Raw genomic sequence first — 23,133 nt, forward strand, 5'->3', positions numbered from 1 at the left:
TGAAAAGCTTAACTTCATTCCTCATCAACCAAAGGCAATGTTTTGGGCTGAATAGAAGCAGACATTTGTGTTGGCAAAGCGTCTTTCTCTTTTAATTCAAAAGTTTCAATACGATTAGCCCGTTTCATAATTTTGGAGGATGATATTAAAATAGCCTCTATATCTTCACCTGTTTTGGAAAAATGTTTCTGTAACGCGCGAACACGCGTATCCATTCGTCCAAAATCTTCCATCAATTTTACCACTTCCGACTGAATCAAATGGGCTTGTTCACGCATTCTGGCATCTTTCATAATGGTCTGTACAACTTGAACAGATAACATCAACAAAGATGGTGATACAATAATCACGTGTGATCGATTGGCTTTTTGTACCAATGGTTCAAAATCTTCATAGATTGTTGCAAAAATCGATTCTGATGGCACAAAAAGAAAAGCGGTATCATGTGTTTCCCCAGGAATTAAATATTTCTGCGCAATATCGCGAATATGAACTTCCATGTCAGTGCGAAATTGGCGTTCTGCTTCCTGACGCTCTTGCGCCGTTGCTGCTTTACGCATAGCATTCCAAGCTTCCAGAGGGAATTTAGCATCAATAACAAGAGAAGGGGCCTTATTAGGCATGTGAATGAGACAATCTGGTCGCTTTCCATTTGAAAGAACTGCTTGAAAAATATAGGCATTAGCTGGCAAAGCATCAGCAATAATTGCTTCCATCCTCCCTTGGCCAAAAGTGCCACGCGTCTGCTTATTGCTTAAAATAGCCTGCAACTGAACAACTTGTCCCGTAAGCGATTGGATATTATTTTGTGCCGCGTCAATAACCGCTAAGCGCTCTTGCAAACGATTCAAGTTTTCATAAGTAGATTTGGTTTGCACCTGAAGCGTTTGACCCAAATTGGTTGTCATTCCGTTGAGTTGCTCACTTATAGACTTATTTAATTCAGCTTGCCTTTGACCAAAAATTTCTGCCATAGTTTGCATTCGGCCTTGCATTTCAGCTTGTGTTTTTAACAATGTCTCCATCTGCATTTGTGCTTCACGAGCGCGTTCAGCAATTTCATTTTCCAAAAGTCCCTTTTTTCGATGAGAATATATTAGCATAAAAAAAGCTAAACAAATCAGTACAAATAAAAGCAAAATCACCAATTGAGCTAAAGGCCCATCAAAAATCATGACAGAAGAAAGCGAATCAAACATGAACAATAATATAACGTCCTTGCTATCAAAAAGCGCAAAAATCTGTTATTTAACACAGTGTCAAAATCTGTTAGTTTAATATTGACCCACAACAAACCATTGACTAATCTACGCTTATGCCAATTAAATCTTTAGTTACCTTACCTGATCCGATTTTACGGGAAATATCCAAACCTGTCGAGCATATTGATTCAGCTCTCCAGCAGCTTGCTGATGACATGTTGGAGACTATGTATCATGCCAAAGGTGTTGGTCTTGCTGCTATTCAGATCGGCATACCATTGCGTATGTTGGTCATCGATGTCTCTGGAAATGATGATGCGAAAAATCCACTTGTTATTATAAACCCTGAAATTTTATGGCTTTCAGATGAACGCAGTATTTACAAAGAAGGCTGCCTTTCCATTCCTGAATATTATGCAGAAGTTGAACGTCCTAAACGCCTTTGTGTTCGCTATCAAAACCGTGAAGGAAAACAAACAGAAATTGAAGCAGACAATCTCTTAGCTACTTGTTTACAACACGAAATTGACCATTTAAATGGCTGTCTTTTTATTGACCATATTTCGAAGCTCAAACGTGATATGGTGATACGGAAATTTAAAAAACTCGCAAAAGAGAAAAAGACAGAGGAAGCACTTTTGTAATGGCATTACGATTAAGTTTTATGGGAACGCCTGATTTTTCTGTTCCCATTTTACATGCTTTGTTGGATGCTGGTCATAATATTGTTGCTGTTTACAGTCAACCACCGCGTCCAGCAGGACGTCGCGGACTTAAACTTATCCCCTCACCTGTGCAAAATGCAGCACAAGAAAAATCCATTCCTGTATTCACACCTCAAACACTTAAAACAGCTGAACAACAAGCTCAATTTGCAGCACTTCGTGTTGATGCTGCTGTTGTTGTTGCCTATGGGCTTCTCTTACCGAAAGCTATTCTTGAAACACCCCGTTTTGGTTGTTTTAATGCTCATGCTTCACTTTTACCTCGCTGGCGCGGCGCTGCACCTATTCAGCGTGCGATTATGGCTGGTGATAAAGAAACGGGAATTATGATTATGAAAATGGATGAAGGACTTGATACGGGTCCTATCGCACTCTCCCATTCCATCTCTATCACCGATAACATGACAACCTTGGAACTTTCAGATAAACTCTCACATATAGGCGCAAAACTTATAATAGAAGCTCTATCGGCTCTTGAAAAAGGGCAGCTTAAACTGACTCCACAATCAGGGAAAGATGTAACCTACGCCTCCAAAATTAAAAAGGAAGAGACCCGCATTGATTGGACAAAGCCTGCTGAACTTATTCATAGGCATATCCGCGCACTTTCCCCCTCTCCTGGTTGCTGGTGTAACATGCATATTGGTGATAGAGAAGAACGCGTGAAAATTCTTGAGAGTCGTTTAACAACAGGTCCTTCTCTTGAAATTGGACGGAGAGAACCAAATTCTTTGATTATCCATTGCGGACAAGGGCGTCTTGAAATAACCTCTCTGCAAAGATCTGGTGGTAAAATTCTTGATAGCGCAACATTTTTGCGAGGCGCTCATATTTCTGCTGTTTTTTAATATGCCCCGTTTTAAACTCACTCTTGAATATGATGGTTCAAATTATGCTGGCTGGCAGCGCCAAGCAGAGCTGCACACTGTACAAGGGGCTCTCGAACAAGCCATTTTTTGCTTCTGTGGACAACAATTGACCATCACGACAGCAGGTCGAACTGATGCAGGTGTACACGCTACGGGACAAGTTGCGCATGTTGATTTTGAAAAAAACTGGGGCTCGCATACTGTACGCGATGCACTCAATGCACATTTACAAAAACAAGGGGAGAGTATTTCGATTTTGAATGTAGAAAACGTCCCCGATAGCTTTGATGCACGATTTTCCGCAGTCAAACGCCATTATCTTTTTAAAATTCTCAATCGTCGCTCTCCCCCCGCTCTAAATGCCAAACGCGTGTGGTGGTTGCCCAAACCCCTTAATGCTGAAGCGATGCATGAAGCTGCCCAAAAACTCGTAGGACAACACGATTTTACTACTTTTCGCTCTGCACATTGCCAAGCCAAAAACCCTATTCGCACCTTAGAGCGTCTTGATGTTCAAAGAGAAGGAGAAGAGATCTTTCTCTACGCAAAAGCCCGCTCTTTTCTTCATCATCAAATTCGTTCCTTTGCCGGAAGCCTCATGGAAGTAGGTATCGGACGCTGGACAGCAAATGATCTTGAAGCAGCTCTTCATGCTAAAGATCGCAAACGTTGTGGTGTCGTTGCACCGCCTTCAGGACTTTATTTGACAAAAGTAGAATATTAGCTCTCCTGCAAAATGACTTCTTCAACAACGATTAAGAAAGCTTATAAAAGACACGAATTTCTTCAAAAGCTTCCGCTGCTGTATTGACAAATGTGATTAGTGTGAGATCTGAAGGAGAGATCGTACCTTGCACTGATAAATAATCAAAATTGATCGCGTTATCCCAAAATTCTTTTCCAAATAATAAAATCGGAACCCGTTTCATCCGTCCCGTTTGTATTAAAGTTAACGTCTCAAACAACTCATCCAGAGTACCAAATCCTCCAGGGAAAACAGCTAATGCTTTTGCGCGCATTAAAAAATGCATTTTACGTATCCCTAAATAATGAAAATTAAAACATAAATGCGGAGATACGTAAGAATTAGGCGATTGCTCATGGGGTAAAACAACATTTAAGCCAATCGTTGGTGCCCCAACATCAGAAGCACCACGATTTCCTGCTTCCATAACTCCCGGTCCTCCCCCTGTGACAACCACAAATTCACGATACTCAGTCGTAGCAGAATAGCATGAGCACAAACGTGCAAACTCCCTTGCCTCATTGTAATAATGCGACAGAGCATGCAAATTCTTCTTTTGTGTTTCATTTTTTGCCGCCCACGCTTCTTGTCCAGGTTGAGGAATACGCGCACCACCAAATAAAACAACTGTTGATTGAATATCACATTCTTGAAGCGTTATTTCTGGTTTTATAAATTCAAGACTAAGACGCTGTGAGCGTAGTTCGGGACGCATCATAAACTCTTGGTCAATATAAGCCAAACGATAAGTAGGCGAATGCATTTGTGCTGAATCAGAGACAGCATATCCCTGTTGTAAAGCGTCCTTCACATGGAGAAGTGGTGCCCAATTTTTTTGTTCTTTTTCTCTTTTTTCTTTATAGCCTTTTTTCATATACTTACCCTATTTCTTTATGGTTTTATTTGACTGAAAACATTTCTTCGCGTAGGTCATAAAGGATAAATATTGAAGCTTTCAACTTATTTAACGGAACTCTGATCATGACTCATCTCGCACAACTTGAAATGGTTATTGAAAAAGCATTTGACGACCGCAATTCTATCAATACCACTACAAAAGGTGAAATTCGCGAGAGTGTTGAGGATGCACTAAACCTTCTTGATAAAGGTGAGATCCGTGTTGCAGAACGTCAAAAAAATGGACAATGGCATGTTCATCAATGGTTGAAAAAAGCCGTTCTTCTCTCTTTTCGGCTTAATCCTATGCAAATTATTTCTGGTGGTATAAATGGAACATCTTGGTGGGATAAAGTCCCTTCGAAATTTTCTGGTTGGCAAGAAGCAGACTTTAAAAAAGCTGACTTCCGTTCCGTTCCTGGAGCAATTGTACGCCATTCTGCCTACATTGCTCCCAATGTCATCTTAATGCCATCCTTTGTCAATCTTGGTGCCTTTATCGATGAAGGAACAATGGTTGATACATGGACCACCGTTGGCTCTTGCGCACAAATTGGTAAACATGTTCATCTTTCTGGTGGTGTTGGAATTGGAGGCGTCTTAGAACCACTACAAGCAAACCCAACCATTATTGAAGATCATTGTTTTATCGGAGCACGATCTGAAATCGTTGAAGGCTGTATTATCCGTGAAGGCGCCGTTTTAGGGATGGGAGTCTTTATTGGAAAATCTACAAAGATCATTGATCGTACAACAGGTGAAATTTTTATAGGTGAAGTACCAGCCTACTGTGTCGTTGTTCCAGGTTCTCTTCTCGGAAAACCACTACCAAACGGTGAAGCAGGTCCAAATCTTTATTGTGCTGTTATAGTCAAACGCGTTGATCAAAAAACACGAGAAAAAACGTCCATTAATGATCTTTTGCGTGATTAAAAATTACGCCTCAAAATTCTTTGTTCTTAAACAAAAAGCGCAATCAATTAAGAGAGAAGGCTCCCTTTTTTATTATTATTTATTCATTTTAAGCGCTTGAATAAAAGCTGATTGGGGAATTTCTACTTTTCCAAACTGACGCATTCGCTTTTTGCCTTCTTTTTGCTTTTCTAAAAGTTTGCGTTTACGCGTCACATCACCCCCGTAACATTTAGCCGTTACATCTTTACGCAACGCACGAATTGTCTCACGCGCAATGATTTTACCGCCAATCGCTGCTTGAACCGGAATCTGAAACATATGCTGAGGAATAAGATCTTTTAGTTTTTCACACATTGAACGTCCGCGCTTTTCAGCAATAGTACGGTGCACAAGCATCGACAATGCATCTATAGATTCTCCATTGACTAAAATAGACATTTTAACCAGATCACCCTCCACATAATCTGTCATTTGATAATCGAAGGAAGCATATCCCTTCGAGATTGATTTTAAACGATCATAAAAATCAAAAACAACTTCATTCAGCGGCAAATTATATGTAACCATAGCGCGCGTTCCTACATAGGACAAACTCACTTGTACTCCCCGCCGTTCTTGGCAAAGCTCTAAAATTGCACCAAGATAATTATCAGGAGTCATTATTGTCGCCTGAATCCATGGTTCTTCAATGGAAGAAATTTTAACAATATCAGGCATATCCGCTGGATTATGCAGTTCTTTTACAGAACCATCATTCATATTCATGCGATACACAACTGAAGGTGCTGTCGCAATTAAATCTAAATTAAACTCACGTTCTAATCGCTCTTGAATAATTTCAAGATGAAGAAGCCCTAAAAAGCCACAACGAAAGCCAAACCCCAAAGCAGCCGACGTTTCCATTTCAAAGGAAAAGCTCGCATCATTTAAACGCAACTTTCCCATAGCTGCACGCAAATCTTCAAAATCAGCAGCATCAATGGGGAAAAGTCCACAAAAGACAACCGGTTGTGCAGGTTTAAAACCAGACAGTGCCTCTTCACAAGGACGCCGTTCTTCCGTAATGGTATCACCAACGCGTGTATCAGCAACTTCTTTAATAGAGGCTGTTATAAAACCTATTTCCCCTGGTCCTAATTCATCAACATGAACCATTTTAGGGGTAAAGACTCCAACTCGTTCAACGGGATATTTTGCTCCTGTACCCATCATACGGATAGTTTGTCCTTTTTTTAACACACCATCAATCACCCGCACCAAAACGATGACACCAAGGTAACTATCGTACCAACTATCAACCAACATTGCCTTTAAAGGTTTGTTAACATCACCAGTACGCGGAGATGGCAACTGTGTAACAATTGCTTCCAAAACATCAGGAACACCTAAACCTGTTTTCGCTGATATTTCCACTGACTGAGAGGTATCAATACCAATCACATCTTCAATTTGCTCTTTAATACGTTCAGGTTCTGCTGCTGGAAGATCAACCTTATTGAGTACAACAACCAATTCATGAGAATTATCGATAGCTTGATAAACATTCGCTAATGTCTGCGCTTCTACACCTTGGCTCGCATCTACAACCAAAAGTGAACCTTCACAAGCTGCCAATGAACGCGATACCTCATAAGCAAAATCAACATGGCCAGGCGTATCAATAAGATTTAAAATATAGGTCTTACCGTCTTTCGCTTTATAATGCAAACGAACCGTTTGTGCCTTAATAGTAATTCCACGTTCACGCTCAATATCCATGGAATCGAGCACTTGCTCTTTCATCTCTCGTGTCTCAAGCCCTCCTGTCATTTGAATCAAACGATCAGCCAAAGTCGACTTTCCATGGTCAATATGCGCCACAATGGAAAAATTACGGATATAATTACGATCTATTGTCATATGAGGCGATTTAGCAAAGAATGGTACAAAACGCAAAGACCAATTATGTTTCTTTGAAAACCTTTCAAAAAATATAAAGGAAAAGAGCTTCTAGAAATACAATTTCTCATAATCTCAAGAATGAGATCTTTGTTTGCTAAACTCAATACCAATGATTAAAAGTACTTAAATACTCTGAATTTTTTCATATCCATTAGCCTTATCTCTCCTATGCTCGAAATGCATAAGAGCTCAGGCTTGTGATAAAATTTGCAAAAACTATTGCTATATGTACATAATAACCCGTTTTTTTCATTTTATACAAAATAAAAAACTTAATATCTGAACAGTTAATTTTCTTAACTGTTAAAGCTTCAAAACTACACTCTCTTGCGCAAACTCTTTTTTAAAAAACATATTTCCTAAGAGATTCTTTTTCTTCTATCTAAACGTGAAAAAGAAAATCTCTTTAAGTAAAAATATCATGAAATAAACGCATGATAAGAGAGAAGCAAAGTTAATCAATTTTCTCAATTATTTTATCTTTTTTACGCCATTGAGAAGGTTGTAATTCAGCAACAATGATCCCAATCAGGATAAGCGCTCCCCCTAATAAAGCTAAAGGGGACAAACGTTCACCAGCTAAACGCCCAACAATACCAGCCCATACAGGTTCACCTGCGTAAATAAGTGTTGCACGCGTAGGCGAAATAGACTTTTGTGCCCAATTCATTGCTAATTGAATGATAGCACTCATCAATGCCAATCCTATACCGATACTTACCCATATCCATGAAAATTCAGGAATGCTTTCACCCATAAAAGGCATAGAACAAAATGAAAAAAGACCACCAAAAAATAACTGTATAATCGTTACGCGTCGACTATCAACTTTGTTGGCAAAAATTCCGATAAGTATAACTTCCCCAGCAATTGCCAAAGCACCTAACAAAGTCAGAATTTCACCTTGTGAAAAATCAAATTTTCCCGGCTTTTGTCCAGAAATAAGTATAAGCCCAATAAAAGCGAAAACAATACCGATCCAACAAGCTAAACGAGGGGGCTTTTTAAAAACAATCCATTGCAATATTGGCACTATCGGAACATAAAGCGCCGTGATAAAAGCCGATTGACTGCTAATAATTGTTTGAAGCCCCATAGCTTGCAAACTGTAACCAAAAAACATCCCTGAACCAATAGCCATACCAGCAAAAATTTCATAAACTGTTACGCCTTTCATAGAGCGCCAAAAAATCGCCCCACACAAAAGTGATGCAACGGTAAAACGGAATCCAACAAAAAAGAAAGGACCGCTATAGCGTACCGCTATGTGAATCACTAAAAAAGTAATGCCCCACAATATTGTCGCAGCAAATAATGCCAATTCTTGTTTGCTCAATAACGGACGTTTCAATTCTTTTATATCAACCATAAAAGGCTTCTTCCTCCAATTTTCTGTACACCTTATGAAACAATAAGCGTTCCAACGCCTTGTTCAGTAAACAGTTCTAACAAGACAGAATGGGGAGTTTTACCATTTAAAATAACAACACCTTCTACACCATTTTGAAGAGCCTTTATACACGTTTCTACTTTTGGAATCATACCTCCTGAAATTGTGCCATCTTTGATAAAGTTTTCAGCTTCAGAAATTGTTAATTCTTTTAAAAGTTTACCCTGTTTATCTAAGACACCAGGAACATCGGTAAGAAATAAAAGGCGTTTTGCCTCTAATGCACCGGCAATGGCTCCAGCAAAAATATCAGCATTAATATTATAGGTTTTGCCATCACGGCCTGGAGCCACAGGAGCAAGAACTGGAATCATTTCAGAACATGCCAAAAGATCCAACAATGTACGATCAACTTCAACAGGTTCGCCAACAAATCCTAAATCTAAAACACGTTCAATGTGCGAATCAGGGTCAATTACAGTTTTATATGCCTTTTCGGCAAAAACCATATTGCCATCCTTGCCGCATAATCCTATTGCCCATTCACCCTCAGCATTAATAAGAGCAACAATTTCTTTGTTTATGGAACCTGCCAAAACCATTTCAACCACTTCAACGATCCGCTCATCGGTCACGCGTAGACCGTTTTCAAATCGTGATTCAATCCCCATTTTCATTAAAATTTTAGCAATTTGAGGCCCTCCACCATGAACAACAACAGGATTTATTCCTGATTGTTTTAACAGAGCAATATCACGTGCAAATGCCTGCCCCAAAGCAGCATCGCCCATAGCATGCCCGCCATATTTTACAACCACTGTTTCATTTTCATATTTCTGCATATAGGGTAAAGCAGACGATAAAAACGCTGCTTGTTTTTCAAAAACATCTGCAGCACTGTTTTCAACATCATCCATAAAAAGAGCCTCCTCATCACTTTTTTCCTTCTCTTAATGGCATTTAGAAAAAGTGAAAACGAATTCAAAACAAGTTTTACTCTATCCATCCCCCCTGAAAATTGTCCATTTCTCTTTGAATTATGATAAACCTAAGACAGCTTCCCTAAAAAGAATTGGCATCAAAAAATTGAACAAAATAGGTGTACAAAATGTCATTGTCCTACAATTTTATGTATAAAATTCGGAAGCAGAATTTAGAAAAACTCTCAAGCCACACCGTATATTTAACGCAATAATTTTATCCTATACTGGGATCTTTAACAATGAATGGAAATATATACAACTCTTGATTTATAAAGTTAATTAATCGGTTTGCACTTTTAATAAATGCACTGAATATAGGATCTCTCCATTTCTCCTTCCCGTACGAACTGTCTCAAGTAAGAGAAATCGCAACATTGATAGCTCGCAAATAAATATAAGTGCGGCTTGTTGATAACATCACATAAGAAAACCTTTCGCATCAGCCCCTATTGTACTTCTTATCATGCATATAAATTCCCTTAAAGAGAACAATAAAAAGCATTTATGAAAAAACCAAAATATTTCTCAAAAAATGAAGGTCGTTTTGTTCATTAAGCGAGAATAAAATTGAATTCCCCTCTTCTCTCTATGAAAGATTATTCACTTTTTATTTCTACAGGAATACACACAATCCACTCAATGAATGAGCATTCATGAATTTTGTCCTGAAATATTTTCAAAAAATTCCTTCATACGTGAAAAAAAACCATGCGATTGTGGCGAATTCTCATGATTTGAAAGCTTCTCAAATTTTTGCAACAATTCGCGTTGCTCCTGCGTTAATTTCTGAGGTGTTTCAATAGTGATATGAATATAAAGATCGCCCCTTACTTGCTGACGACGCAACACAGGCATTCCTTTGCCTTTAAGACGAAACTGACACCCATTTTGTGTACCTTCCGGAACCTTAACACGTGTTTTGACACCATCAAGGTCGGAAACTTCAAATTCACCTCCTAAAGCAGCCGTCACCATTGAAATAGGAACACGACAGTGAAGATCAGCTCCTTCTCGTTGAAAAAACTCATGCGATTTAATAGAAAGAAAAATATAAAGATCGCCGCTAGGACCACCACGAATTCCTGCATCTCCCTCACCAGAAAGACGAATACGCGTACCATCTTCAATACCAGCTGGAACATTCACGCTCAATGAACGTTTTTTCTCCACCCGTCTCGTCCCCTGACATTTTGGGCATGGATCCGTGATAGTTTCTCCCCGTCCATGACATGCAGGACATGTTCGTTCAATAGAAAAAAAACCTTGTGCAGCACGTACACGGCCAGCTCCATGACACGTTCCACAAACTTGTGGCTTGGAGCCCTTTTTTGCGCCTGACCCTTCACAGACATCACACGTAACGGAACTCGGAATATTAATTTGCGCGGTTTTTCCTGAAAATGCCTCTTCCAAGGTCACTTCCATATTATAACTCAGATCAGCACCACGTTCGCGGCCATCATTGCGCTTACGGTGCATCCCTCCCATAATTTCACCAAAAAAATCTTCAAAAATGTCAGCAAATCCACCACCTGCAGCAAAACCACCAAAGGGATTTGCTCCCTCACGGCCATTATTTTCAAAAGCCGCATGGCCAAAGCGATCATAAGCTGCGCGCTTTTGAGGGTCTTTAAGAACTTCATAAGCTTCGCCAATTTCTTTAAATTTCCGCTCTGCCTCTTTATCCCCTGCGTTGCGATCAGGATGATATTGCATTGCTAACTTACGAAAAGCAGACTTCAGCTTTTTATCATCACATTCACGAGTCACGCCAAGAACTTCATAATAATCTACTTTCATCATGTATTCCTGATAATTCTTTTGTTATCCATCTCTATGGATAAGATTTGCTTTTAATTTATATTTTTAGCAAAAAAGTTGCAACTTATCCAAAATAATAAAGCCCAGCCTTCTCTTTCAAAGACTGGGTTTATCACGTGATCAACACATTTGCTTACACTATTTTTTCTTATCGTTAATTTCTTCAAAATCAGCATCGACAACAACATCATCTTTTTTTGTATCTGTTTCAGTGCTGTCTGTTGCTGCTTGTGAAGCTTCATACATAGCCTGTCCGAGCTTCATACTGACTTCTGCCAATTTCTGCATTTTCGCTGTTACTTCTTCAGTATCAGTGCCCTCAAGTGCAGATTTCAAATCAGATATTGCAGTTTCAATCTGTTCTTTATCTGTAGCTGTTACCTTATCGCCATATTCAGCCAATGATTTCTCAGTTGAATGTATAAGAGCTTCCGCTTGATTTCTAGCTTCAACACCTTCACGACGCTTTTTGTCTTCAGCTGCATGCTCTTCTGCATCTTTTACCATTTTTTCGATGTCAGCGTCACTTAAACCACCTGATGCTTGAATACGAATTTGATGTTCTTTACCTGTTCCTTTATCTTTAGCAGACACATTAACAATACCATTCGCATCAATATCAAAAGTAACTTCAATCTGAGGCATACCACGCGGTGCTGGCGGAATACCAACAAGATCAAATTGAGCCAATAACTTGTTATCACTAGCCATTTCGCGTTCACCTTGGAAAACACGAATAGTCACGGCACTCTGATTATCATCAGCTGTGGAAAAAACTTGTGATTTTTTCGTTGGAATAGTGGTGTTGCGTTCAATGAGACGTGTGAAAACCCCACCCAACGTTTCAATCCCCAAAGACAAAGGTGTCACATCCAAAAGCAATACATCTTTCACATCGCCCTGCAACACCCCTCCTTGGATAGCAGCACCCATTGCTACAACTTCGTCGGGATTAACACCTTTGTGTGGATCCTTGCCGAAAAAGCTTTGCACAACTTCTTGAATCTTGGGCATACGTGTCATACCGCCCACTAAAACAACTTCGTCAATTTCACCAGCTTTCAATCCTGCATCTTTTAATGCGGCTTTACAAGGCTCTATGGTACGTTGAACTAAATCATCAACGAGAGATTCAAATTTTGCCCGCGTTAACTTCATTGTCAAATGCTTGGGACCAGATTGATCCGCCGTAATAAATGGCAAATTAATTTCTGTTTGTTGTGAAGAAGAAAGCTCAATCTTTGCTTTTTCCGCTGCTTCTTTTAAGCGTTGCAATGCCAATTTATCATTTTTTAGATCAATCCCTTGTTCTTTCTTGAATTCATCAGCAAAGTAACCAACCAAGCGCATGTCAAAATCTTCACCGCCTAAAAAAGTATCTCCATTGGTTGACTTAACTTCAAAAACACCATCTCCAATTTCAAGAACAGAAATATCAAATGTACCACCACCAAGGTCGTAAACTGCTATGGTTTTTCCGTCTTTTTTATCCAAACCATACGCTAAAGCAGCAGCTGTCGGCTCATTGATAATCCGCAAAACCTCAAGTCCAGCAATTTTACCTGCATCTTTGGTCGCTTGACGCTGTGCATCATTGAAATACGCAGGAACAGTAATAACTGCTTGCTCAACTTTTTCACCAAGATAAGACTCTGCAGTTTCTTTCATCTTTTGCAAAATCATAGCTGAAATTTGTGAGGGAGAATATTTCTTACCGGCTTCTTCTACCCACGCATCACCATTATCACCTTTAACAATCTTATAAGGAACAAGCGCTTTATCTTTTTCAACCATGGGATCATCAAAACGGCGACCAATCAAGCGCTTAACTGCAAAAACCGTTCCTTCAGGATTTGTAACCGCTTGCCGTTTAGCTGGTTGCCCAACAAGCCGCTCTCCTCCATCAGTAAAAGCGACAACAGAAGGTGTTGTCCGTGCCCCTTCTGAATTTTCTATAACCTTTGCGTTTTTGCCATCCATAACAGCAACACAAGAGTTAGTCGTCCCCAAATCAATACCAATTACTTTTGCCATATTTTAATCTCCATTCAGCAAGCTATCTCAACCTTCATCAAGCATTTTTCTAAGACAGCTCCTCATAATACTTAAAAGCTTGCACCTTGCTTCAAAGTTACACAAACAATAAACTGCAAGCCGCAACAAGCTCTTTCTGCTTCGTATATAAGAACAGGCTCTTATCGCTACAAGAGAATAGAGAAACATTCTCAAAATAAAATTTTTCTTTTGAAATAGATATTCTATTTATACCCCCCTTGATCAATGAGCGAGCATCATAGCATATTTTTCTTACTATGCTCATAATACCGACCTATAACAATTAAAAAATAAAAACTAATGGAACACTTTTTCTTGATCTCTCATAGGAAAACTTTTTAAAAATATCACTCAGACGCGAGTAATTTACACCTTAAATCTCATAGTCTTCCTTAGTCTAATCTCTATAATGACCGCTCTATCTTTTATATAATCAACAAACGTGATGTTTCTTTTCTATAGTGTTGAATCTCATCTTGCTCAATATACAATTTTTGAGAATATGAACTACCAATCTACTCTGCAACAGATTCGATCCAGTTCCTTTAATGGTTTATTGCTCTCTTGGACGCTAAACCTTGAATAAACCCGACATAATCTATTTTTTACCTAAATATTAAATTCGTAAATATATAAGATAACCCCTTAGCCCTTTAGCTTTAAGGACACTATCATTGCAAACTTCATTGTCTTCTTCTAAAAAAGAAGCCCCTTCTTACATGCAAATTCGTATAACTCTAGCAATTCTTTCTTTTATTTTGAACAAAAATTCTGCTAAAAATAGAGTGAAGTGAATCTCACGAAGGAGGGTAAATCAATGATAATATTTATTGTTGGAAGAATGAAAAACTTCATATCTAAAAATCCAACTCTCGCTCAATATCCACTCAAAAAGGTTATCAAAAATGTCGTGTTGGCTCTTCTCTTTGCTTTCATGGCCATGCCTGTAACCGCTCAACAATATAAAGTGGGAGACATAGAAATCCTTCATCCTTGGACACGCGCAACACCCAAAGGTATAAAAGTGAGCAGCGGTTATCTTTACATCATTAATCACAGCAATACACCAGACCGCTTGATTTCCATTTCAACAAACGGAGTGCAAACAACAGAAATCCACTCCATGGTAGTTGTTAACGATATTATGAACATGGAAAAAATGCACAATGGCATTGAAATTCCTGGAAATGGTGAAATCTCCCTTAAACCCGGTGGTAATCATATTATGTTCATGGGGCTTTCACAACCATTCAAGCCAGGTGACAAAATTAGTGCCAAATTGACATTTGAGAAAGCAGGCACAATGAATATTGACTTCTCTGTAAAAGCTCTGGGTGATAAATTACCTTCTAAATCAGATTCTACAGATTAAGCTCTTCCATCGCTATTTATAATATATAATTCAATATAATAAGGAGTGCAAAAATTTTCTTCGCACTCCTTAGTTATTTGTTTGGCAATAATAAATAAAAACTCAATTATCTCTCTGAATTAAACATGATCAACTTCAGGAATACGCAAAACTTGTCCAGGATAAATTTTATCGGGAGATTTTAGCATTGGCTTATTGGCTTCAAAAATGAATGTGTTCTTATCACCTTGCCCTTTTCCATAAACTTCTTCGGCAATTTTCCAAAGGTTATCACCAGATTTAACCTCATAAAATCGAGAAACTTTTTTGAACACACTCTCTGAAATCTTCAATTGGTCAATATCAACAGAAGAGATACCCTGCGAATTTCCTACAACTAAAAGTACCTTTTCAAGAGTTTCTCTATCTGGAACCTCCCCACTTAAAATAGCTTTACCATTTTCCACCCGAATATTCACTTTTTCTGCATGGAGTCGAAAATTATCAAATACAGTTTTAAAATCTTTCTCTTCTGGCTCACGATCCCCAATACCAAGTTTTTCGCCAACTGTTTTAATAAAATGAAACAATCCCATTATAGCCTCCTTTCGTGCAGTGGAAGCAAATTTTTTCGTATATGTCACCACACTTCATTGATCTTTGCTCTTAAATAAAACAGATAGGCGTGTTTTCTAAACTTCAACAATCAAAATAAATTTGTCTAATTATGGGACAATCAACACAATAAACGTTGATAAAATGGGGCAAAGATAACAATAAACTTTGATAAAAAATGCCTCCATAAAAATTTTCTCTCAAGCAAAGGGATCTTAACGCACACAAAAGCATTATAAAATTGCAAAGATAAACAAGCTTTTACCGTAAAAATGAAAGGGTTTTTACTCTGTTATAATTTGTACCATATTTGTTTTGCAAAAAAAATGTGAACTCCCATATAAATAGCGTGGGTAGTTTGCTATCATAGCAATAGAAAGGTCTAAGAAGCCATGAAAGATACACCAACAGTCACGCAAACGATTGTACTTGTTGATGATGACCGCAATATTTTGACATCTTTATCTTTTGCGCTTGAGACAGAAGGCTATCGGGTTGAAAGCTATACAGATGGAGCATCTGCACTCAAAGGCCTCACACTCCATCCTCCGCATTTAGCTATTTTTGATATTAAAATGCCCCGAATGGATGGAATGGAACTTTTGCGTCGATTGCGTCAAAAATCTGATATTCCAGTTATTTTTCTTACCTCTAAAGATGATGAAATTGATGAACTCTTTGGTCTCAAAATGGGAGCTGATGATTTTATTACAAAGCCTTTCTCTCAACGTCTTCTCATTGAGCGTGTGAAAGCTATTCTGCGTCGTTCTAATGCGCGTAACCAGCCGCTTGCAACAGGAACTTCTCCTACCTCTTCTCTTAAACGTGGAGATCTCGTGATGGATCAAGAACGTCATACCTGTACATGGAAAGATAAACCTGTTATACTTACCGTTACAGAATTTTTGATTCTACAAACTTTAGCACAAAGACCAGGCGTTGTGAAAAGTCGTGATGCTTTGATGGATGCTGCCTATAGCGATCAAGTCTATGTAGATGACCGTACCATTGATAGTCATATTAAACGTCTGCGTAAAAAGTTTAAACAAGTGGATGATGATTTTGCAATGATTGAAACACTTTATGGTGTAGGCTATCGTTTCCACGAGGTGTAAAACTGTTTTGTTGGAATAGCTTGAACGACAACCAAATCAATGAAAAAAAATACTCAACTGGAGACTCTGCAAAAAACGATATCAAGTGGTATCCCTTCAGCGCTATTTTCTTTATTTTCCTATTCGCATTTTCGGATACGGCGTCTTCTCGGACAATTGCTGTTTTCTAGTCTTACACGCCGCATTGTTATCTTAAATATTGCTGCTCTTGGCGTTTTGGTGACAGGCATTTTATACTTTAATCAATTTCGCGATGGTTTGATTGAAGCGACAATCAAAAGTCTAAGCATCCAAGGAAAAATTATTGCTGGAGCCATTGCCGCTTCCGCAACGGTAGATCCAAATTCTATTCTGATTGATCCTCAAAAACTTCTAGAATTACACGCTGGAGAAAGCGTTACACCCGCACCTCAATCAACTGATTCTTGGGATTTCCCCATTAATCCCGAACAAGTTGCCCCCTTTTACGACGCCTCATTAAACCTAAAACAACAAGAGCACGTATCTATGATCGTGATGCTACTTTACTTCTTGATTCGCGCGTTCTTTATTCTAGTGGTGAAGTTTTTAGCTATGATTTACCTCCACTTAAAACGAAACAAAATATATGGGAACATCTCACTTCATGGTTTTCAAATGCATTTTATGGCCGTGGTATTACACTTGATAAAGAGCAATCAAAAAACCGTAATATGGTCTATCCAGAAGTATACAAAGCATTAAATGGATCTGTTGCTACTGCCAAACGACGCAACCGGCAAGGTCAATTAATTGTTTCTGTTGCCGTTCCTGTTCAACGTTATCGTGCAGTGGTGGGAGCACTTCTTCTTTCAACGACCGGTTCAGATATTGACAACATTGTAAAAGGCGAAAGACTCGTCATTTTTAAGGTCTTTGCCGTTGTAAGCAGCGTGCTTTTAGTACTTTCTCTCTTTTTAGCCCATACAATTGCCCATCCACTCAGCAAATTATCTGCCTCTGCCAACCGTGTGCGCAATGGCAATAATAAGCGCGTAGAAATTCCTGATTTTTCAATGCGTGAAGATGAAATTGGTCACCTTTCGACCTCTATTCGTGATATGACCAATGCTCTTTATATGCGTATTGAAGCCATTGAACGTTTTGCTGCTGACGTAAGCCATGAATTAAAAAACCCACTTACCTCACTACGAAGTGCCGTAGAAACGCTTCCACTGGCTAAAAATGAAGAAGCACAGGAACAATTGTTAGAAATTATTCAACATGATGTGCGGCGTCTTGATCGTTTGATTACGGATATTTCTGACGCCTCGCGGCTAGATGCAGAGCTTGCTCGTGAAACCGCACAGATAGTTGATATGACATCACTTTTGGAAAGTCTTGTTCATGCTGTCCAAGAAGTATACCGGAATACACAAACCATTGATGTAAGCCTTAATATTATCCCACGTCCTCATGGAAAAGCCTATCTTGTTTTGGGTCACGAACTTCGTTTAGGACAAGTAATTTCCAATCTTATTGAAAACGCACGTTCCTTTATTCCCCATGATAATGGTAAAATTTGTATAACGATGAAAAGTCATGCTTCGACTCTCATTTTAACCATTGAAGATAATGGCCCCGGTATTCGTTCAGAGAATATTGAACGTATTTTTGAACGTTTCTATACGGATCGACCAAACGAAGATGCTTTTGGACAAAATTCAGGACTCGGTCTTTCTATTAGTCGGCAAATTATTGAAGCTCATAATGGGACAATTTCGGCTGAAAATGTTGTTGACCCTGAATTGGGAAAGAGTAAAACTGGTGCTCGTTTTATCATTATGCTTCCCTTCGCTAAATAATCTTCTATCCAAAGAAAAAAGTATGAAAACAAAAAAAGAACTACTGCACGCAAATTGTCTGCAATTGGGAGGCAAGGGACTGTTGATTATAGGTCCGTCTGGATCAGGAAAATCAACCCTTACCCTTTCCTTGCTCGACCGTGCTGAATGGTCAAAACGTGAAGCAAAACTTATCAGTGATGATTATACAATTCTCCATGTGGAGAATGGAAAACTTTATGGATATACTCCAGAAGGTTTGCAAGGCGGTATTGAAATCCGCGGTGTTGGTCTTTACACAATAGAGTTTGAAAAACAAACGGTCATCGATTGCGTTATTCGCCTCGGACCTGAATATGAACGCTTTTCTACAAATCAAACTTTTCAATTTGCAGATCTCCATATTCCTCTTTTAAAACTCCCTAGCCTTCATGAAGCCGATTGTACAGCCATTTGCCAAGCTATTGAAGCATTCTTTTTTAGAAAAATATGGTATAAATCTGTCTAATTTTTTACAAATATAAAAAAATATTATTTTTGCCTTTTTTTTGCAAATTTTTCTTGGCAGCAAGATAAGGCCTTGTAAAATACCTTTTCCACCAATATGGTTGGACTTTAAATTAACAGGAGTTTGTGTAAATGATTGGACTCGTGCTTGTAACGCACGGTGAGCTGGCTGTCGAATTTCTACATGCAGTGGAACATGTCGTTGGAACGCAAGAGAAATTCGCAACAATATGCGTCTATCCTGATGATGACATAGATCAGCGCCGTGGTGATATTATAGCCGCAGTTTCCTCTACAGATACAAACCATGGCGTTATTATATTAACAGATGTGTTCGGTGGAACACCTTCAAATATGGCTATTTCTGTTATTGAAAAAGGACGCGTCGAAATGATCGCGGGTGTTAATTTACCCATGCTCATTAAACTCATTTCTATTCGGCAATGTCCTGATATTTCATTATCAGAAGCTTTAAAAATAGCGCAAGAAGCGGGGCGTAAATATATTAATGTACCAGTATGATTTTATATAGCGGATAATTAACACTGATGCTTTCCAAAGACCCTCTCCCATCTAAACTAAGTCGTCATTTTAATATTTGTAATAAACGTGGGTTGCATGCACGTGCTTCTGCAAAATTCGTCCAAACTGTTGACAATTTCAATGCCACGGTTGAAGTTGAAAAAGATGGAAAAATTGTTGGTGGTTCATCAATTATGGGACTTATGATGTTAGCAGCCTCATCCGGTTGCAATCTTACCATTCGTGTTTCAGGACCAGAAGCAACCGACGCTCTTGATGCTCTTGAGAAACTTATCAATAATAAATTTGGGGAAGAGAATTAAAGTTTCTCATCCAAAAGACGTAGGTCATACTCGGAATAAGGAAAAACGGCTTTCCGTTATTATTATAGCCGACTTTCTTGTTGTCTTTCAAAATACCAAGATTTATATTCGTTGCGGTGTTGTGATTATCATAGGTGTAAATGCTTGTAGCACCCCTGTCGAGCGCAGTATTTTCGTTTGCTTTCTTTCTCAGAACTCTTTGAATCATTTGAGTGTTTATTGCGTCTTATAGCTGTTCCACTTAACATGTATACTTAAATATTTACAGAAAACGGAAATATTCATCTTGTGCTGGATATTAACTTTTAAGCTACGTTAGATAAATGTGAAAATGAGCTTTAGAAATCTATCAATTTTCCACTCTTAGGCTTTATTTTTAGTGTTTTATAATGAAAGTATAAGCTCTCTTCTACTACACATATCTTTTTGATAAGATTTATACAAATACGGCTTTTGTTGGAATCATCATAACCATTTTCTTAAGATAAATAGGCATTATGATTGTAAACATTTTTTAGCCATTCTTTTTTTACACCATTATCTTATCCTTAATAGTACATACTTCACTCTTGTTATCTGCCATTGTATTTACGGTGGCGTTTTTTACTGTAAGGAGATATCATGCAACGTCTGTTTAGTGCTCTCCAGATTCCTCAACAAACGACAGAAGCTCTCATATCACTGCAAAATGGCTTGCCAAATGCGCAGTGGATTAATCCGCAAAACTTTCATATCACTTTGTCTTTTTTTGGCGAAGTTGAGAGCTCCGTAGCAAACGCGCTTATTCGTGCCTTTGATACAATAAAGCTTCCTCCTTTTGTGCTACAACCAAGGGGTTTTGAAATTTTTGGTTCAGAAAATGCTCCACATTCTCTTGTTGTTCGTATTGAGCCTTGTGAAACTCTCAACCTTTTACACGAAAAAATGCAATGCATTCGGAGCAATTTGAGTTTAAAACCTGATGAAAAACAATTTATACCGCATATTACTCTTGCACGATTGCTCGATATTAAACCTGAAGCTCTTCCTTCTTATTTGTCTTCTCGCAGTGATTTCTCGTTTTCACCTTTTGAGGTTAATCATTTTGTTTTATTATTATCGCCATCTCCCTCGAGCGATGATCCTTATATTGTAAAAAAAGCTGGATACTTAGAGGATAAAAGGGTGTTTTAACACCCTTTAGAGCTCTCTTTGATAAAATTATGTTATGAATATGGATAACTACACGTAAGAGCATATTCTTGCACCGAAGATATTACTGCTGATGTGTTTTAAGCTGAATCAGGCTCCACAGAGATTTCTTTTGCTCCTCCTTTGGCTACACCCACTATAGCCGGACGCAGAACACGCTCACCAATAATATAACCAGCCTGAACAACTTGCTGCACAGTGTTATCTGGAACATCAGAGTTAGGAATTTCAAACATCGCTTGGTGAAAGTGAGGATCAAATTTTTGCCCCTCTGGATGAATTTTCTGTACCCCATGACGTTCTAACGCTGCCATCATTGCCCGCTCAGTCATTTCTACGCCCTCCGCTAATGTCTTCAAACCCGCGTCATTCTCCTTTGCTCCTTCTGGAATAGCCTCCAAAGCACGATTGAGGTTATCAGAAACGGATAACATATCACGTGCAAAACTAGCAATTGAATAAGCCTTCGCATCCGCTATATCACGTGCAGTACGACGTCGAAGGTTTTCCATATCTGCAGCAAGACGCAAAATCTGATCTTTCAGCTCTTTATTTTCGCCCTGTAAAGCAGCCAATGGATCGGCAAACTCATTTCCTTCCTCTTCAACCTCCGCACGAGCCTCTGCTTCACGCGTTTTTAAAAACGCATCAGCTGCTTGTTTAAGTGCATCGCGATCAGCTGGATTTTTCAAATCGCAATTTTTAGATGAAGCGTCAGTAAATTTGTTTTTTTCATCAGACATAAAAATTCCATTCCTTCATAAGATTTCTTATTCTCGATATCGAAATTTTACAGACAAAAATCAAGGGGTATTTACATATCTTAAAGAGAATAAGCATTTATAATACAAATATTCCCCTAATTGTTTAACGTAACAGTTGTGAGACAAGTTGAGCTGTATAATCGACCATGGGCACGATCCTTGCATAATTAAGCCGCGTAGGTCCAATAACGCCTACAGCGCCAATGACTCTTTGTTTTGAATCACGATAAGGTGCCACCACCAAAGAAGAACCAGAAAGCGAAAACAACTTATTTTCTGAACCAATAAAAATACGAACCCCCGAACCTTCATCCGTTAAATCAAGTAGTTGTGCCATACTTTCACGCGTTTCAAGGTCATCAAACAGATGACGTAACCGCTCTAAATCTTCTTCGGCCTTCACATCTTCAAGCAGATTGCTACGCCCACGAACAATGAGATGTATTTTATGATCAGCATCTTCCCCTCCCCACAACGCTAACCCCGTTTCAACAAGATGATGAGACAAATGATCGAGCGCAGCTCGTGTTTCTGAACATAAACGGGCAATTTCTTCTTTAGCTTCTCTCAATGTGAGCCCTTGAATATGCGCATTGAGAAAATTCGTTGCTTCTGTTAATTGTGCATGAGTAACCCCTTCTGGTAAATGAACAATACGATTTTCAACTTCACCTTGTTGAGTCACTAAAACAGCAAGAGCATGCTCTCCATCAAGACGCACAAATTCAATATGCTTCAATGTCCCTTCATATTTTGTTGCTAAAACGAGCCCTGCCCCACGTGAGAGATCTGAAAGAACACGGCTCGCTTGGACAAGAAAATGTTCAACGGATTGCGCATGACCAGCCTCCTTAACTTGCATTTCAATACTCTCGCGCTCCTCGTTTGGCAAATCACCTGCTTCCATGAACGCATCAACAAAAAATCGTAATCCTGATTGTGTTGGCATTCGCCCTGCAGAAATATGAGGTGCATAAATCAAACCAAGATGTTCAAGATCACTCATCACATTGCGAATCGTTGCAGGAGATAATGTTTGTCGCAAAAGCCGTGAAAGATTTCGTGACCCTACAGGTTCACCGTCATTAAGATAGGCTTCGACAATATGGCGAAAGATATCACGCGAACGCTCATCAAGATATTTTAGTTCATCATCAATAGGTTTGTGCTTCATCACAATTTTTCACTACTTTAAAAACACTTCTTTCTTATATAAGTTTTACTAAGTTTTGGTCAAATAGTCCAAAGTAGTGCAAAAGCATATTATATATTTTACCATAAAAAAATGCTATCATCAAAAAAAGGGACCTACTATATAGCTTTTCAATTATTGTCCACTCAAAATACAAAAGATTTCCTTTGAATAAACTATCAATGAATATACAAGAACATATCGCGTA

20 protein-coding genes and 1 pseudogene are annotated in these 23,133 nt (G+C 38.7%); 11 read left to right on the forward strand and 10 right to left on the reverse strand.

The window, feature by feature from the left end; genetic code table 11:
* Positions 1-14 precede the first annotated feature (14 nt).
* Positions 15-1,199 (reverse strand): DNA recombination protein RmuC, encoded by a 1,185-nt coding sequence (locus tag ME1_RS01360; RefSeq protein WP_035009005.1) that lies wholly within the window; start codon positions 1,197-1,199, stop codon positions 15-17.
* Positions 1,200-1,315: 116 nt separating this feature from the next.
* Between ME1_RS01360 and def the strand changes: the two genes are divergently transcribed.
* From def to truA, 3 genes are read left to right on the forward strand one after another with little or no spacing between them, the layout of a single operon-like run.
* On the forward strand, positions 1,316-1,846 hold the full coding sequence (def, locus tag ME1_RS01365) for a peptide deformylase (RefSeq protein ID WP_004862318.1): 531 nt from the start codon (positions 1,316-1,318) through the stop codon (positions 1,844-1,846).
* Positions 1,846-2,775 carry a methionyl-tRNA formyltransferase gene (gene fmt, locus ME1_RS01370; protein WP_004862319.1) on the forward strand — a complete coding sequence of 310 codons (930 nt, stop codon included), beginning with the start codon at positions 1,846-1,848 and terminating at the stop codon, positions 2,773-2,775. Before def ends, fmt begins: the two co-directional genes overlap by 1 nt.
* Position 2,776: 1 nt before the next feature.
* Positions 2,777-3,520 (forward strand): tRNA pseudouridine(38-40) synthase TruA, encoded by a 744-nt coding sequence (truA, locus tag ME1_RS01375; protein ID WP_004862321.1) that lies wholly within the window; start codon positions 2,777-2,779, stop codon positions 3,518-3,520.
* A 31-nt stretch (positions 3,521-3,551) separates the two neighbouring features.
* On the opposite strand, the gene ME1_RS01380 is transcribed toward truA, so the two are convergent.
* On the reverse strand, positions 3,552-4,415 hold the full coding sequence (locus tag ME1_RS01380; RefSeq protein ID WP_004862323.1) for an LOG family protein: 864 nt from the start codon (positions 4,413-4,415) through the stop codon (positions 3,552-3,554).
* Positions 4,416-4,522: 107 nt separating this feature from the next.
* Between ME1_RS01380 and dapD the strand changes: the two genes are divergently transcribed.
* On the forward strand, positions 4,523-5,371 hold the full coding sequence (dapD, locus tag ME1_RS01385) for a 2,3,4,5-tetrahydropyridine-2,6-dicarboxylate N-succinyltransferase (protein WP_004862325.1): 849 nt from the start codon (positions 4,523-4,525) through the stop codon (positions 5,369-5,371).
* A 75-nt stretch (positions 5,372-5,446) separates the two neighbouring features.
* On the opposite strand, the gene lepA is transcribed toward dapD, so the two are convergent.
* The 5 genes from lepA to dnaK all read right to left on the reverse strand — a co-directional run bounded on the left by lepA (position 5,447) and on the right by dnaK (position 13,522).
* Positions 5,447-7,252, reverse strand: a complete 1,806-nt coding sequence (lepA, locus tag ME1_RS01390; protein WP_004862327.1) for a translation elongation factor 4 — start codon at positions 7,250-7,252, stop codon at positions 5,447-5,449.
* 496 nt (positions 7,253-7,748) lie between these two features.
* Positions 7,749-8,663, reverse strand: a complete 915-nt coding sequence (locus ME1_RS01395) for a DMT family transporter (RefSeq protein WP_004862328.1) — start codon at positions 8,661-8,663, stop codon at positions 7,749-7,751.
* A gap of 32 nt (positions 8,664-8,695) precedes the next feature.
* Entirely contained in the window at positions 8,696-9,601 is a 906-nt protein-coding gene (argB, locus tag ME1_RS01400) for an acetylglutamate kinase (protein WP_004862330.1), read from the reverse strand.
* A 717-nt stretch (positions 9,602-10,318) separates the two neighbouring features.
* Positions 10,319-11,467 carry a molecular chaperone DnaJ gene (dnaJ, locus tag ME1_RS01405; protein ID WP_004862331.1) on the reverse strand — a complete coding sequence of 383 codons (1,149 nt, stop codon included), beginning with the start codon at positions 11,465-11,467 and terminating at the stop codon, positions 10,319-10,321.
* Positions 11,468-11,626: 159 nt separating this feature from the next.
* Complete coding sequence (gene dnaK, locus ME1_RS01410; RefSeq protein WP_004862333.1) at positions 11,627-13,522, reverse strand: molecular chaperone DnaK; 1,896 nt, start codon at positions 13,520-13,522, stop codon at positions 11,627-11,629.
* A gap of 838 nt (positions 13,523-14,360) precedes the next feature.
* Here dnaK and ME1_RS01415 point away from each other — a divergent pair.
* A complete protein-coding gene (locus ME1_RS01415) occupies positions 14,361-14,915 on the forward strand; it encodes a copper chaperone PCu(A)C (protein WP_004862335.1) in 555 nt (184 codons plus the stop codon).
* A gap of 119 nt (positions 14,916-15,034) precedes the next feature.
* On the opposite strand, the gene lysM is transcribed toward ME1_RS01415, so the two are convergent.
* Positions 15,035-15,490, reverse strand: coding sequence for a peptidoglycan-binding protein LysM (lysM, locus tag ME1_RS01420; protein WP_004862337.1), 456 nt, complete (start codon positions 15,488-15,490; stop codon positions 15,035-15,037).
* A gap of 411 nt (positions 15,491-15,901) precedes the next feature.
* On the opposite strand from lysM, the gene ME1_RS01425 reads away from it, so the two are divergent.
* The 6 genes and pseudogenes from ME1_RS01425 (at position 15,902) to thpR (ending at position 20,951) form a co-directional block, all read left to right on the forward strand.
* Entirely contained in the window at positions 15,902-16,624 is a 723-nt protein-coding gene (locus ME1_RS01425; protein ID WP_004862338.1) for a response regulator transcription factor, read from the forward strand.
* 39 nt (positions 16,625-16,663) lie between these two features.
* Positions 16,664-18,447: pseudogene (locus ME1_RS01430) on the forward strand (stimulus-sensing domain-containing protein).
* A 22-nt stretch (positions 18,448-18,469) separates the two neighbouring features.
* On the forward strand, positions 18,470-18,934 hold the full coding sequence (locus ME1_RS01435) for an HPr kinase/phosphatase C-terminal domain-containing protein (protein WP_035011602.1): 465 nt from the start codon (positions 18,470-18,472) through the stop codon (positions 18,932-18,934).
* A 131-nt stretch (positions 18,935-19,065) separates the two neighbouring features.
* Positions 19,066-19,455 carry a PTS sugar transporter subunit IIA gene (locus tag ME1_RS01440; protein ID WP_004862344.1) on the forward strand — a complete coding sequence of 130 codons (390 nt, stop codon included), beginning with the start codon at positions 19,066-19,068 and terminating at the stop codon, positions 19,453-19,455.
* 26 nt (positions 19,456-19,481) lie between these two features.
* Entirely contained in the window at positions 19,482-19,778 is a 297-nt protein-coding gene (locus tag ME1_RS01445) for an HPr family phosphocarrier protein (protein ID WP_004862345.1), read from the forward strand.
* Positions 19,779-20,399: 621 nt separating this feature from the next.
* Positions 20,400-20,951 (forward strand): RNA 2',3'-cyclic phosphodiesterase, encoded by a 552-nt coding sequence (gene thpR / locus ME1_RS01455; RefSeq protein ID WP_004862348.1) that lies wholly within the window; start codon positions 20,400-20,402, stop codon positions 20,949-20,951.
* Between the two features lie 98 nt (positions 20,952-21,049).
* On the opposite strand, the gene grpE is transcribed toward thpR, so the two are convergent.
* Together grpE and hrcA are read right to left on the reverse strand one after the other, a co-directional pair.
* Entirely contained in the window at positions 21,050-21,712 is a 663-nt protein-coding gene (gene grpE, locus ME1_RS01460) for a nucleotide exchange factor GrpE (protein WP_004862349.1), read from the reverse strand.
* Positions 21,713-21,836: 124 nt separating this feature from the next.
* Positions 21,837-22,907: a heat-inducible transcriptional repressor HrcA gene (hrcA, locus tag ME1_RS01465; RefSeq protein ID WP_004862351.1), complete on the reverse strand. Its 1,071-nt coding sequence runs from the start codon at positions 22,905-22,907 to the stop codon at positions 21,837-21,839.
* Positions 22,908-23,133 lie beyond the last annotated feature (226 nt).

Origin of the sequence: Bartonella vinsonii subsp. arupensis OK-94-513, from assembly GCF_000278235.1 — a bacterium.
Classification (GTDB): domain Bacteria; phylum Pseudomonadota; class Alphaproteobacteria; order Rhizobiales; family Rhizobiaceae; genus Bartonella; species Bartonella arupensis.